The sequence below is a fragment of the Dapis purpurea BLCC-M126 genome, assembly GCF_050015975.1.
Lineage (GTDB): Bacteria > Cyanobacteriota > Cyanobacteriia > Cyanobacteriales > Microcoleaceae > Trichodesmium.
Genome location: NZ_JBNHER010000210.1, coordinates 1 through 14,162, shown reverse-complemented (window position 1 = coordinate 14,162; position 14,162 = coordinate 1). Strand labels below are relative to the sequence as shown.

General features: G+C 36.2%; 8 protein-coding genes. 2 read left to right on the top strand and 6 right to left on the bottom strand.

Features of this window, described 5'->3' with window-relative positions; genetic code table 11:
• Positions 1–52: 52 nt before the first annotated feature.
• From ACP6PL_RS18485 to ACP6PL_RS18470, 4 genes are all read right to left on the bottom strand, one after another.
• Positions 53–3,421: a methyl-accepting chemotaxis protein gene (locus tag ACP6PL_RS18485; protein ID WP_426546741.1), complete on the bottom strand. Its 3,369-nt coding sequence runs from the start codon at positions 3,419–3,421 to the stop codon at positions 53–55.
• Positions 3,422–3,579: 158 nt separating this feature from the next.
• Positions 3,580–4,098, bottom strand: coding sequence for a chemotaxis protein CheW (locus tag ACP6PL_RS18480; RefSeq protein ID WP_426546740.1), 519 nt, complete (start codon positions 4,096–4,098; stop codon positions 3,580–3,582).
• 12 nt (positions 4,099–4,110) lie between these two features.
• Positions 4,111–4,476 carry a response regulator transcription factor gene (locus ACP6PL_RS18475; protein ID WP_426546739.1) on the bottom strand — a complete coding sequence of 122 codons (366 nt, stop codon included), beginning with the start codon at positions 4,474–4,476 and terminating at the stop codon, positions 4,111–4,113.
• A 671-nt stretch (positions 4,477–5,147) separates the two neighbouring features.
• On the bottom strand, positions 5,148–6,374 hold the full coding sequence (locus tag ACP6PL_RS18470) for a response regulator (RefSeq protein WP_426546738.1): 1,227 nt from the start codon (positions 6,372–6,374) through the stop codon (positions 5,148–5,150).
• A gap of 1,410 nt (positions 6,375–7,784) precedes the next feature.
• Between ACP6PL_RS18470 and hmpF the strand changes: the two genes are divergently transcribed.
• The gene (gene hmpF / locus ACP6PL_RS18465) at positions 7,785–9,524 is read left to right on the top strand and encodes a pilus motility taxis protein HmpF (RefSeq protein WP_426546737.1); all 1,740 of its coding nucleotides are present in this window, start codon (positions 7,785–7,787) and stop codon (positions 9,522–9,524) included.
• A 167-nt stretch (positions 9,525–9,691) separates the two neighbouring features.
• Here hmpF and tilS read toward each other — a convergent pair whose 3' ends face one another.
• Positions 9,692–10,720 (bottom strand): tRNA lysidine(34) synthetase TilS, encoded by a 1,029-nt coding sequence (gene tilS, locus ACP6PL_RS18460; RefSeq protein WP_426546736.1) that lies wholly within the window; start codon positions 10,718–10,720, stop codon positions 9,692–9,694.
• Between the two features lie 129 nt (positions 10,721–10,849).
• On the bottom strand, positions 10,850–11,395 hold the full coding sequence (locus ACP6PL_RS18455) for an NADPH-dependent FMN reductase (RefSeq protein WP_426546735.1): 546 nt from the start codon (positions 11,393–11,395) through the stop codon (positions 10,850–10,852).
• A 149-nt stretch (positions 11,396–11,544) separates the two neighbouring features.
• Between ACP6PL_RS18455 and ftsH the strand changes: the two genes are divergently transcribed.
• The gene (gene ftsH / locus ACP6PL_RS18450; protein WP_426546734.1) at positions 11,545–13,548 is read left to right on the top strand and encodes an ATP-dependent zinc metalloprotease FtsH; all 2,004 of its coding nucleotides are present in this window, start codon (positions 11,545–11,547) and stop codon (positions 13,546–13,548) included.
• The last annotated feature ends 614 nt before the right edge of the window (positions 13,549–14,162 follow it).

The window sequence follows — 14,162 nt, the reverse complement described above, 5'->3', positions numbered from 1 at the left end:
GCTTGGCATAACTATGAAAAAATCTGCTGATAATTTCCTCACAATTTCTACTTTATGACTCTGCTGGATCTACGCGGAAACGTTCTACTGAAGTTAACAAATCACGAGCAACACCCACCAAATTCTGGAGAGAACTATAAACTCGTTGAGATTCTTGAGAAGTTTCTTGAGCCGTCATTTCTACTGCCTGCATTACTTTAGATACTGACTGTGCCACTTCATTTTGTTCTACTGTATCTGCAGCAATAGAACGTACTAATACATCAATTCTTGTTGTAACTTGCACAATATCTTCCAGAGATTGCTTTGCTTCTTCTGCCAAAGATGTTCCTTTAATAACGTGCTGAGTTGCTTCTTCCATACCAGTCATTACTCCTCCTGTCTCAGTTTGGATTTGCATAACTGTATGTTCTATATTCTTAGATTCTTTAGCCGATCTGTCCGCCAACTGTCGAACTTCATCTGCCACTACGGCAAATCCTTTACCTGCTTCTCCTGCTCTAGCTGCCTCAATACTAGCATTTAATGCCAACAAGTTTGTGCGAGAGGCAATAGCAGAAATTGAACCTACGATCTTAGAAATTTCCTGGGTAAATTCTGATAAACGTTTCACTCTTCGAGTTGCATCTGCTACACCTTCTCTAATTTGGAGAATACCAGCCACAGTACGATCTACTGTTTCTCCTCCTTTCAATGCTAAAGCTGCTGCCGAGCGTGCCACATCTTCTGTTTCGCGAGCGTTTTCAGCCACCCGTTGAATAGCATCAGTCATCACTTGCACAGACTGTAGAGTTGCTGCCAATTCTTCTGCTTGTCGCAAAGCATCTGTAGATAAACCTTGAGCAAATGTAGCACTATCCATAGATCCCCTACTTACTCTTTGGGCAGCTTCTTTAACCTGATGAACAATTTCCCGCAAATTTTGAATAATCAAGTTAAACGAATCTGCAACTGCTCCTAAAACATTTGCTGTAACTTCAGCACTCACAGTCAAATCTCCACGAGCCGCTCCTTCCACATCATCTAGTAAGCGAATTACTTGTCGTTGTAAATCTTCTTTTGCCTGCTCATTTTCTTCTGCTTTTCTTTGAGCATCCGTGTAAGTTGCTTGAATTACTTTAGCCATATGATTAAATTTGGCAGCCAGTTTACCAAATTCATCTTCTGAATACACTGTTGCTACAGCTTTTAAGTTACCATCACAAATTACATCGAATTGAGTATTTAAATCTTTGTTTGCTCTTTCTACTTGCTTTGCAGTGATCCTGCCAAGAACATAAGCAGTTAAAAAGCTGCTTACTCCTGCTATACCTGTCATTATCCAACCAGTGCTACGCAACTCAGAAATTACTTCTTTGTTTTGCTCCTGCAAAGCCCTGTAAGAGACCATATTGCTAACAACAGCTACTGCTATTAAGGATACTAACCCTGTTCCTATCGCTGTGTATAGTTGTTTTGTATATAGAGAAGCATTTTCCCAAAAAGCTAACCCACCCTGTTCAACCATTACATTTGTGTCTACTTCTTCTCCTTTGATTTTGCTAAATGTTGGCAGTTGATGATCTATTGGTATAGCTTCTTCATTATCAATCGCACTAGGATCTGTTCTGCTATCAAATAAGGCTCCTGTTGTGGCTCCAACAACCATTCCTGTGTCCATTGTTTCTAAATTTGATGCTACTGTCCCCATCTCAGGAGTAGTCATATCGGTTGGCATTTCTATTCCCTCAGTCAGGGAACCATAGTCCTCAAAGTTACCAAATTCATCATCTTCTAGAAAACCATTGGCTTTTTTATCTATATTTTCTTCTTCATCTAGATGGAAAGCTTGACTGAATGCTGCCTCATCAAATTCATTCATCTCAAAACTATCCAGTTCTGCCACTACTCCTTTACCTGTATCTTCTCTCTTCTCCCATTCATTATATAATTCATCTCCTATTTCACCTAATTCATTTTCTGTTTCTTCCCACTTGAAGCTATTGTTATTTTCCATCAACAAAGTTGCTTCATCTACATCTGAAAAATTACGGTTAAAATTTTCATTTTCTGTTGCTTGTGCTTTGGCTAAATTAGGTCTACTATTTTCTATAGTATTATTTACTTCTCCGGTAATCATTTCCCCAGAACTCTCTAGAATTTCATCTATTACGTCGTCAAAATCTACTGATTCTAAGTCTAACTCTTCTATTCGAGAATCTTGGTCTATATTTGGAGTGGTTTGATTATTTTTTATATCTTCATATTCTAATGTTTGATTTTCAGATATTTCTTCTTCTTTCAACAACTCTTCCTGTTGTTTTTTCCATATTTCATCTAGATCTGCGGTTAAACTAAAATCAGATATTTCTTCTATGCGTTCATTATTTTGACTATTTGAAATTTCATCATCTAGTTTTTTTTGCTTCGTTCCATGTGGGGATATTTTACCATTTTCTAATGGCAACTGATTTGTTATGTTTTCGTTATCTATGCCTAAACTCTCTTCAAATTGTGTTAAATCAGGTAAATCTTCTAAATCTTCTAAATACTCTGAATCTTCATGTTTATTGTTATGGGAACTACCATTTGTGCTAAAAGGATTATGATCTTGATCTGTTAATTCTAAATCATCTATATCTTCTAGGTCTAATTTCCCAAAATCAAAATTTCCTGCGGAGTTTTCTGCTGTTAATTCTAGACTATTTTCATTGAAGATTAGTTCTGGATCTGTAATATTTTCTAGGTCTTTTGCATCTAATTCTAGACTATTTTCATTGAAGATTAGTTCTGGATCTGTAATATTTTCTAGGTCTTTTGCATCTAATTCTAGACTATTTTCATTGAAGATTAGTTCTGGATCTGTAATATTTTCTAGGTCTTTTGCATCTAATTCTAGACTATTTTCATTGAGGATTAGTTCTGGATCTGTAATATTTTCTAGGTCTTTTGTATTTAATCCTAGACTATTTTCGTTGAGGATTAGTTCTGGATCTGTAATATTTTCTAGGTCTCTTGTATCTAATTCTAGACTATTTTTATCTGCGATCGCTTCCAAATCACTAGAAACCTGTTCTTCTATAAACTGTTCATTCTGATACTCATCAAAGTTAATATCTTCCAGCATTTCTTCAGACTCACTCAAGGTAGCTGGATAATCTGTAATAAATTGCTCACTATCGCTTATACCTTGTTGAGCATAGTTCAGTAGTTCTGGATCATCACTTAGATCTAAAACTAACTGATATTGTTCTTTAGCTACATCGTACTGATGAAGTCCATAACAATATATATGACCACAGAGGAGACGAGAACTAGGGTCTTCTGGATAATCCTGAATTAAGTTATAGACTAAAGCTGCTGCCTCTTCATAGTTGCCCTGACTATAGGCATCTTCTACCTTGTGATAATCTTGTAAAAAGTCTGTGCTGGATGATGTCATTTGCTGTCCCTCTCTCAAGATAATAATATTATTTATTTTTACTTTTTTAATTTTATCATTGACGGAATTTAGGAATTGGGAATCAGCCTCACTCAGAAATCTTATATCTAAACAACTGAGTCAAATAATTATGTTGACTTATCAACTTTGACTTTTATTTAGGCTGCCCATCGAGCCGAGCGAATAATTGCTTCTTGATCCAGTAACCTGAGAACCTGCTCTCCCTTCTCATCAAAAACCCACTCTCCTCGTAAGAAGGGAGCCATACCATCTGCAACATCTGTGGACATTTTCAGCTTTTTTTCATCAAGCCATTGCATTCCCACAATCCGTTCAACTGCTAGTCCTAATATAATGTCTTGGTCTTCTACTGCAATTATTTTAATCTCAGGTTGATCGGTATTAACTGGGATTGATTCTCCCAAGAATTGAGCTAGATCGGCTACCCAAATTACTCGTCCTCTTACATTTATCGTACCTAAAAGTAAAGGAGAAACATTAGGAATAGCTGTAATACCTTCTGGAGATTGATAAATCACTTCTCGAATATCTGTTGCCAGTAAAGCAAACTCATTACCCGAAGGTAAATAAAATCGCAAATGTTGTTCACCTTCAGGATTTTCTAATTCTTGGATTCCTGTACCTTGGCCTGGTAAAAACTCTTCATTGCCTACCATAGATTCTTAAACTTATCGTCTTAACAATTGTTTAACTGTTCCTACCAGTTCTGTAGGCTGGAATGGTTTAGCAATGTAGGCATCTGCGCCTTGCTTTAAGCCCCAGTAACGGTCAAATTCCTCTCCCTTGGAAGAACACATTACTACTGGAATATTCTTGGTTTTAGGATCGGATTTGATTCTCCTACAGACTTCATAGCCATTCATTCTTGGCATCACAATATCTAATACTACTAGATCGGGTTTAGTATTTTGTAGTCGCCCCAAAGCTTCTACTCCATCATTAGCAACGGTAACTGCTAATCCACTATTTTTGAGAAGTTGTGATATCATTTCTCTTTGGGTAACGCTATCTTCTACAACTAGAACTTTGCTCATTTTTTTCTACCTGATAGCTTGGGTTTAAATTTATTGATAGTTAAAATATAGGTATTGATTAAAATTTTCCTAGTCAATTGTTTTTTGGCCTATGTCAATTAATTTAGATGAAAACGATAGATATGTTTGCCTTAATATACTGGCTGGTAACTCTCTTTTATGATAGCAGTATTAATCCTTTTAGATACTTTTATATACTTACTAGTTGAGTGTTTAGCTATAGCCAGGATCTAAATATTAGTTGGGAGTTAAACCTAATAGCCATGTATCAAATTAAACATCTATTTGTCACATAAGTTTAATTTTTGGTGTAACTTGACAAATATCGTGATTAGTTTAGTCAGTATCCTCAATATAATTTACTCAGAAACTTTGTCTACAGTTTCTCCAAATTTTAAATATCTAAGATTTATGGCCTAGTTGCCAGGATTTACCTGGTAGCCAATAGTCTTTCAAATAATATTATATTTTCTCTTGACCAAAAATCATTTGGTAGTTTGAAAACCTCTTACCAATAGCAACACAGATTAATATTATTATTTTTTGATTTTCGGGGTATAGATAAAATATATTGACATTTTGAAATATCTTTATTGACCACAAAACTGGGATTCAACTCTTTCCCTAGAGCAGGCTACTAATGTTATGATATATGTCTAGTCAAGATTATCTTAATTTTCTTGATTTTTTGATAAAATTCTGTCAACTACTTGAGAATTTTTTACTAATCCTGGTCCAATATACTTTTCTAATAACATTAGTAATTCACTTTCTCCGAAAGGCTTGGTCAAGTAGTGTGTCGCTCCAACTATTCTGGCCTTCACCCGATCTATAAATCCTTCTATGCCAGTAAGCATAATAATAGGTGTCTGGCGAAATGCTGTAGAGTTACGTAACATAGCACAAATTTCATACCCATCTAGTTCAGGCATAGCAATGTCACATAATATCAAGTCTGGTTTAATTTGAAATACTTCGCCTAATGCTTTGAGGGGATCGCTGAGAATACTGGCCTCATAACCATTTTTATTGAGAATTGACTTAACTTTTTCCCGAACAATTAAATCATCATCAATACATACTACTTTCGGAATTTTTGTTTCTCGTTGCAATGACTTTGGGTGTGTGACCATACTTGTTTTTGAACATTGGTCAACTAATTGTACTATCCCTTTTTGCACAAAAGGATAAATGGCCTTAGCTACTGTTAATACATCTCTATTTAGATATCTAGCTATTTGCTGCATTGATGTCTGGCCATCTGACCAATGACTTAAAAGATTATATATGTTTGGCCTTAATGCTTTTTTTAATTGGACTGGATCTGAAATTACTGGACACTGTTCAGCAGAGTAAATATAAGGAGAAAACTGGTTCCATTCTTGTATCTGCTGAATAATTTTGGCCAATAATGAGCTGACTTCTAAGGTTGTTAGCTGAGGCGTTAGTGCTGGGCCAAGCTCAAATATAAATGCTCCTTGATGGAGACTTAGTAAATTAAATAGAGTTTCACGAACCATACTATGTATAATGCTGCGTCCCTGAGCTGGTGTGAGAATCCCCTTTTCCAGCAAAGCCCATAAATACCCATACTCAGGTGCATTGACAGAGGCAACGGAAGGAACTTTAATTGTGTCAAGATATCGATCTGCTTTGTAGCGACGTAAGTAATCTCTCAAACGAGATAAACTACCTGCACTTGGGGTGGCGTAGATAATCTGACCACTCAGAAAAAATACAAACCAAGATGGTTCTGTGGGAAAGTGCTGTCGGGGTTCAGCAATATTACTGCCAACTGGTGAACTGTAGGCCTTAACAAACAGTTCACCAGTTCGCTGACCTAAGTCTATAAGTTGCAGGATGCTGCGGATATCAATTTCACTCAAATTTCCCTGCATGCAGCTTGTAAAATAAATCTTTGATGAAAAATGTAGATATAGAGAGAAGATTCAAATCCCTTCTCTTTATTATGAAAAAAAACAAGTATTTTAATAAATGGTAATATGCTTTGATAGAATTAATTTCATTTTCATTCTGGGCAAATTATCGAGATTCGAGATTATACTCTGAGTTTACCATCTATGGCTTCAGAATAGAGTATTTAAACATGATAAGGTGTTTCTAAATTAGTTAAGAGAATTATATCATAACTATAAAGTAGATTGAGCAAAAATACTATGGGATTGTTATACTTTATTTTACTTACAATGCCAAGAAATATCTTGTCTTATTGGACATTAACTTTTTGCTCCTGCTTCACTTCCATACTAGACATCTCTTAAAATATTAAAGTTTCTACTATCGCTATTTTTTATATATCTATGTATATACTCTAGGCGGCACTAATCCACTAACAAAAAGTTGCCTCCCTACAGTTTCATTAGTATTATAAATGCCGAGTGTTTGGATTTGGAAATCACCCAATAATAGTATTTATTTTCGATGATTTACAAAAGGTAATACTAATCCTCAAAAACTTTGCTATGCTGATTTTTTATTTATAAATACTGTTTATTGACTTGATATAAGTATTTAATAATATTTGTTATTTTGATGATTATTTTCGTTTTTTTACTACACTTTATATTTTTGATAAATAATATAATTTCCTTGTATATCCCAAAAGAAAGTCAATGGTTATCTTCTTAATCTGACTATTCCACAAATAGTCACGATTATTAGCTGAAACTTATAGGAATTTAATTTTCATCTTTATTGATCTTGATTCGATTCTTCAAAAACTTGTCCTTAATCTGCTACTAATTTACTTCATATACCATCTATTAATTGGTTCTAAATCACTCCTATCTTTTAAGATTTTTCTTCTTAAATTTCAGATAGATGGGATTACCACCGTAAATGCTCCTCCAAGCCCTGATTTTACTCCTTTACTTGCTAACAAGATAGAGATTACTTAGAGTCTTCAAAATTCAAAATCCTTGCTCGAGTTGGTGTAACTCAGATCCACCCCCTAGTTAATTAAAAAAAACTGAATACTTACAGTATAATAACTCTATCTAAATAAGGAATAAAACAGTTTACTATAATCGAAACATTGATAACTATTACCCCAGTTCCCTAGAAGTAAAAAAAGGTAACTTGGTAATTATTAAATATAGTAGATAAAATAACAAGAGTATAGTTTAATAAATTTACCTGTTGGGATAAATTTTACCAACAGGCAAAGCTAAATAATTTTCTGGTTCTTCATATTCAGAGTAGTATAGTAATTGTTGCTCCTTTCGGTGGTAAGATAATAAATTATGAAAATCAATCTTTTAGTATAGATACTTCAAGAGGATAACAGTGTGCTGTATTTAGCAGAAGTACAAAGAAGGCCAACAGGTTTTGGTGGTCTGGGTGGTGGTAGAACTGATTTGAAATTGCTAGCTTGTCAGCGTGGTGAGCATAATTGGGCTGCTGTAACTGGTGAAGAAGTTATTCCGGCTGATGAAGCTAAGGAATTTTCTCCTGGTGCATTGGTGCTAGTAGATTTGAATAATAATAAGCAGGTTCAGCAAATTCAAGATGCTGCACGTCAGTTGGTGAAAATTCTCCAAAATTTTTCTCGTTCCCAAGAAAAGTCTAAGACACAATGGGAAGAAATTGAGCAATGGAAAGCTTCTCTTACTTTTCAAGCCCAAGAACTAAATCGCCGAGAAATGGAATTACAAGCTAAGGAGGAGCAACTTGAAGAGCTACAAGCCGAAATTGATAAGTTGGACCAGCAACGTCAGGAAATTAGTCAAGCCCAACAAGAATCTCAGCAACTTCAGCAACAGATAGGGCAAAACCGAGAAGAACTAGAAACAGCCCGTTTAGAATTACAAAGGCAACAAGAGGAGTTTGAGCAGCATAAGGGAGAATTAGCTCAAGGTGGAGTTTTAGATGAGGAGCAATCTCAATATATTCAAGATTTATTGATTTGGTTAACTGAGGCGGTAACTCCGACAAATTCTTTGGGAGAAAAGTTAAGTCAATCCTTAGAAATAGTTAATACTCAAAAGGAAACTCTAGAACAACATAGACAACAGTCGGAGAATTTACCAGATACGAATTCTAATACAAAACAGGAAGAAATAGAGAGTTTAGCTAGTCATGTCCAAAACCAATGGCTAGAATGGCGGCAAGATCAGGATTCTTTGGCCCAGAGTAGGGCAGAATTGAGAGTACAACAAACTTTACTGGGAAGTAAGCAAGAGTATAGCCAAGTATTGAATGCACAAATTGGGACACAGACACAACTATATGAGCAACTGAGTAATCTAGTTACAGCATTGGAGAATGGTGATACTACTCATAAAGTAGATGTTGAAGCTTTGGAAAAAATGTCTCTTCATGAGTTAGAGGAACTGGTACAAAGTTTGCAACAAGATTTGCAAAGAGATATGAATTTTGTTAAAGATCAGGAAGAGGAGTTGGCATTACAACAGCAAGAAATGGATGCTTTGCAAAGAAGAATTGACAAAGCTAGTGAATATGACAAAATTAATCTGGACTCAGAACTTTCAGATGAGAAAGACCGCTATAGGATGTTAAATGAATCTTTAGTGGGTTCTCAAAGAAATCTTAAGGAAAGACAAGATATATTAAGTCAACATCAAGCAGTTCTTTGGCGTAGGTTGGGTAATTCTTCCGATCAAGAACAGTCGAATCAGATAGATATGAAGCCTATACTATCACAAATTGAGGCTCAAAGACAGCAATTGACGGAAGATTTACAAAAGTTAGAAGCTGAAATTCAACAAATACAAACTGAAATTAGCCAAAAAGAAGAAGTCATCAATGGCCAAACTGAACAACAAGTAGTTAAAAGAAATGAAATTGAGCAGTTAGAGCTGAGTTTAAGGGAAAAGCAGAAGGCAAATATAGAGGGAGGAAGTGGGATTGTGTATCAAGAAGTAATGCTACCGCTGGAAGGTTATCTAGAACAACTGAGACAGCAACTTGAAGAAGTAGTAGGTGGAGTAAATCAAGTACAGGGTATAGGTGAACAGGTGACTCAGTTAGGGCAAGTTCTCCAAAATATTCTTGTGCAACCGGAATAGGATGAACTTAGGATTAATAGTTTTTTCTACGAAATTCAAGAAACAGGGAGTAGGGAGTAAGGAATAGAGAAAACCCTTGCTATTTATTTAATTTTTCTGTACAGTAAAATCCTGGTCTTTCCTAACTACAAAAAAAGTTAATGTAGTAGTGTTTTTTAAAGAGAATATTATATTAATATAATCCAGGGATGTTGAACTTTGGCGATCGCTCCTCCAGGAAAGGGGTCTGTTTGAGAACGGTTGGGAGCATTTATTAGAGCTGTGAGTTTTTCAATATGACTGAAGTTAGGATTTGTAGGTAAAACTTTGTGTAGGATATGTCTCATTGCTCTACGTTGTAGTGCTAGAGGAACTTCACGCAATACTAAACGATTAATTATATATCTGACTGGTTGAGACTCAAATTGAGAGGTATTGAGATTATCTGTATCTACTTCTGTAACCCGTTCTAATAAGTTTTCTGTTTCATGTTCAAAATACTCAACTTCAGCACTGAGTATTTCTGCTGTTTGTGCTAATGCTAATTCGGCTTGAGGGTTAAATTGGCGTAAAATAGGAAATAATTCCAGGCGGATACGATTCCGAGCATAACGTAAATCTTGGTTTGTGGAATCTTCCCAAATTTCGATTTCTTGCTCTTGACAAAATTTACCTGTTTGGGTGCGAGTAATTTCTAATAGGGGACGTATCAGTAAGGGTGAGAAATTATCTGTTAGGGGACGTTGCCAAGTTAGAGCTTGTAGGCCGTCAGTGCCACTACCACGAATTAGATTATACAATAGAGTTTCTGCGCGATCGCTAGCTGTATGGCCAGTTACAATGTATTGAAAATTAGATTCTAAAGCAATTTTACTTAGGGTTTGATAACGCCATTTTCTGGCTTCAGCTTCACTTTTATACACTTGATTTGCTGTTTCTATATAAGACGGAAGTTGCCAATTTGTGGCTAATTTTTTTACATAATTAGCATTAGCTTCTGAGTCAGATCGCCATTTATGGTCACAATGAGCAACTGCTAAATACCAATCCCATTTTGATTGTAAATCTAATAGTAATCTAGTCAGACATAGTGAGTCTTGACCCCCGGATACTGCAATTAATATTCTTTGATTTTCTGGTAATAATTTTCTTTGAAGTAATGTTTGATGTAGTTGGGCATGGAGTAGTGTCCAATCTTGATTGGAAGATTGATTCATTGGGGATAATTGAGTTGATTTGAAAGGATAACTTTGCTGCTTTTTCAAGGAATTCGGGCAAGTTTTACTAACTTGAGCTAATCAAGTTTAAATGAGTTTTAGCTGTTCAGGATTTTGATATTACCAATATTAACTACAACCTCGAATTTTTCGAGTATTTTCTACTAAACTTTGAGCAAATTTATCAAAACGTTCTGATAATTTTTCATCCAATATTTTACCCTCATCAGAAAAAGCATTCCAAGCCTGACCAATAGCAATTTGCTCTGGAATTACCCAAGCATGAACCCATCGCAGAATTAAACGTAAATGATTTAGTGCATTACTATTTGATTGACCCCCTAAAACACTAATAAAACCTGCTACCTTTCCATCTAAATGTTCAAAGCTCATCAAGTCAAGGGCATTTTTCATCACACCACTGACACTGCCATGATATTCTGGAGTAGATAAAATCAGACCATCAGCTTGCTTGACTGTTTCCCGCATTCTGTCAACATCTGGATATTCTGGATACTCCTTCTCACCATTACAAAATGGGAGTTTAAGGGTCTGCAAATCCAATATTTCTACCTCAGCACCTATCGCTTTTACTCTTTCGGCTACTATTTCTAAAGCGTGCTGGCTATAGGAACTAGACCTTAAACTACCACCAATTCCCACAATTTTTACCATTGTATTTAACCCAAAATAGATTTTTCTCAGCTACAGTCGTAATTAAGTACGATTCAAAATAGCAGAGCAAATTAACAAACGTCAATTCTGAAATACGCTATCTATAAATATATACGCTTAATCGGAATAAAAGGCCACAATTAGAGATAATGAAAAATTTTTGGCAACAAATTAAAACTGATCTACTCAAGAGAATTAATCACCATGACTCATCATTATCTAGAGCTATATTAAATACCCAAAATACTAAAACTATTCCTGGTAAAATTCCTGGTCAGAAATTAAGTAGAAAACTGATATGGAAAATTTTGGCTACTGGGATAATAGCTCAAGGAGCATTATTAGGAACTCCGGCTTTTGCTGATAGTACGCAGAAAAATTTGAGCTATGGTCAGCTATTAGAGAAAGTTCAAGCTGGAGAAGTAACAGAAATAGACGCTTATCCCTCTCAAGGAATTGCTAAAGTTAGCCTGAAGGGGCAAAAGGCAAATGAGCCAATGTACACGGTTAATATGTTTGAGTATAACCCGGAACTACTAGATCAAGTTCGCGCTCAAAAAATTGACTTTGAGTTGAAGCGCTCTCCCGACAATAGCTTTGCAATGGGTATTATATTTAATATTCTTATTGTCTTTATAGTTATCTTTGTATTACTGACAATTTTGCGTCGCTCTAGTCAGTCCCAGGGAAATGCTTTAAACTTTGGTAAGTCTAGGGCACGTTTTCAAATGGAAGCCAAGACAGGGGTATTGTTTGATGATGTGGCAGGTATCGAAGAAGCAAAAGAAGAACTCCAGGAAGTTGTTAGTTTCTTGAAAAAACCAGAGAAGTTTACAGCTATTGGGGCGAAAATTCCTAAAGGTGTACTTTTAGTAGGACCTCCAGGAACAGGTAAGACTCTATTGGCAAAGGCGATCGCTGGTGAAGCAGGAGTTCCTTTTTTTAGTATTTCTGGTTCAGAATTTGTGGAAATGTTTGTGGGTGTGGGAGCTTCTCGTGTACGAGACTTGTTTAGAAAGGCTAAGGAAAATGCTCCTTGCATCATTTTTATAGATGAAATAGATGCAGTAGGTAGACAAAGAGGTGCTGGTATTGGTGGGGGTAATGATGAACGGGAACAAACTCTTAACCAACTACTGACTGAAATGGATGGGTTTGAAGGAAATACAGGTATTATTATTATTGCGGCGACTAACCGTCCAGATGTTTTGGATGCTGCTTTATTACGTCCAGGTCGATTTGATAGACAGGTGACTGTAGACTTGCCTACTTATAATGGTCGTTTAGGAATTTTGGAAGTTCATGCTCGGAATAAGAAATTAACTCCGGAGGTATCTTTGGAGGCGATCGCTAGAAAGACACCTGGTTTTTCAGGAGCTGACTTGGCTAATATGTTGAATGAAGCAGCTATTCTCACTGCTAGACGACGCAAAGAAGGAATTACACCTTTAGAAATTGATGATGCTATTGACCGAGTGACCATCGGTTTGAGTCTGACGCCATTATTGGATAGTAAGAAAAAACGGTTAATTGCTTACCATGAGTTAGGTCATGCTTTATTGATGACTCTGCTCAAAAATTCTGACCCTCTGAACAAGGTGACTATTATTCCTCGTTCTGGTGGAGTGGGTGGTTTTGCTCAACCAATTATGGATGAGGGGATGATTGATAGTGGGATGTATACCCGTGGTTGGTTAGTAGACAGGATTACAATTTCTCTAGGTGGGCGTGCTGCAGAGGAGGAGATTTTTGGCTCGGCGGAAGTTACGGTGGGAGCTGCTAACGATATTAGAAGTGTGGCAAATTTAGCTCGTGAGATGGTAACTCGCTATGGAATGTCTGACTTAGGACCTTTAGCTTTGGAAAATCCAAGTGGCGAAGTTTTTTTGGGTCGAGGTTGGCAGTCGCAGCAGTCTGAATATTCTGAGGAAATTGCTACTAAGATTGACCATCAAGTACGAGCAATGGCTGTTAATTGTTATGAGGAAGCTCGGCGAATTATTAGAGAAAATCGTGTTTTGATGGATAGATTGGTAGATTTATTGATAGAAAAGGAGACTATTGAGGGTGATGAGTTCCGCAGAATAGTTTCAGAATATGCGGAATTACCTGAGAAACAGAAGTTTTCTATTAATTTAGAAAAGAAAAGTTGAGGTCTAAGGTAGTTTTTGGGTGGTGGATGGTTGAAAAAATATTTTCACTCACCACTTACCCAAAGACATTATATGTATAGTTCATAAAAATATAGTCAAATATGACATAGTTTTATTTTGTCGGTGTACCTGAAATAGGTGTTATATAGAATCCGGTTATATAGTATATGTTCATAATTCTATCCACACTTCAATCTCCCCATCTCCCCATCCCCCCATCTCCCCATCTCCCTATCCCCCAACTATATAATAAGTATTCAACCGGATCTTATATTAGCGTTTGCGTAGCATTCCGTAGGAAAGGAGGCACTACAACAACCTAATTTATATCCTACTAAGGGTCAAGTATCTGAAAATTTTGGTAGGTTGGAGAAAAATCTCTGAGAATTCAGAAATAATCAAGTTGAGAACTTTTGGCTATTCCTATTCTCTGCTCAAAAACTATAATGTCTTAGTTTACAGCGCTTTTCAGTTGAGTAGACCACAAAACTGTTGTAGGAGTAAGGAGTAAGGAGTAAGGAGTAAGGAGTAAGGAGTAAGGAGTAAGGAGTAAGGAGTAAGGAGTAAGGAGTAAGGAGTAAGGAGTAAGGAGTAAGGAGTAAGGAGTAAGGAGT

What these genes read in the sequence shown, in the direction of transcription:
- ACP6PL_RS18485 (WP_426546741.1), bottom strand. Translation starts at nt 3,421, where the DNA reads ATGACATCATCCAGCACAGACTTTTTACAAGATTATCACAAGGTAGAA.
- ACP6PL_RS18480 (WP_426546740.1), bottom strand. Translation starts at nt 4,098, where the DNA reads ATGGTAGGCAATGAAGAGTTTTTACCAGGCCAAGGTACAGGAATCCAA.
- ACP6PL_RS18475 (WP_426546739.1), bottom strand. Translation starts at nt 4,476, where the DNA reads ATGAGCAAAGTTCTAGTTGTAGAAGATAGCGTTACCCAAAGAGAAATG.
- ACP6PL_RS18470 (WP_426546738.1), bottom strand. Translation starts at nt 6,374, where the DNA reads ATGCAGGGAAATTTGAGTGAAATTGATATCCGCAGCATCCTGCAACTT.
- tilS (WP_426546736.1), bottom strand. Translation starts at nt 10,720, where the DNA reads ATGAATCAATCTTCCAATCAAGATTGGACACTACTCCATGCCCAACTA.
- ACP6PL_RS18455 (WP_426546735.1), bottom strand. Translation starts at nt 11,395, where the DNA reads ATGGTAAAAATTGTGGGAATTGGTGGTAGTTTAAGGTCTAGTTCCTAT.
- ftsH (WP_426546734.1), top strand. Translation starts at nt 11,545, where the DNA reads ATGAAAAATTTTTGGCAACAAATTAAAACTGATCTACTCAAGAGAATT.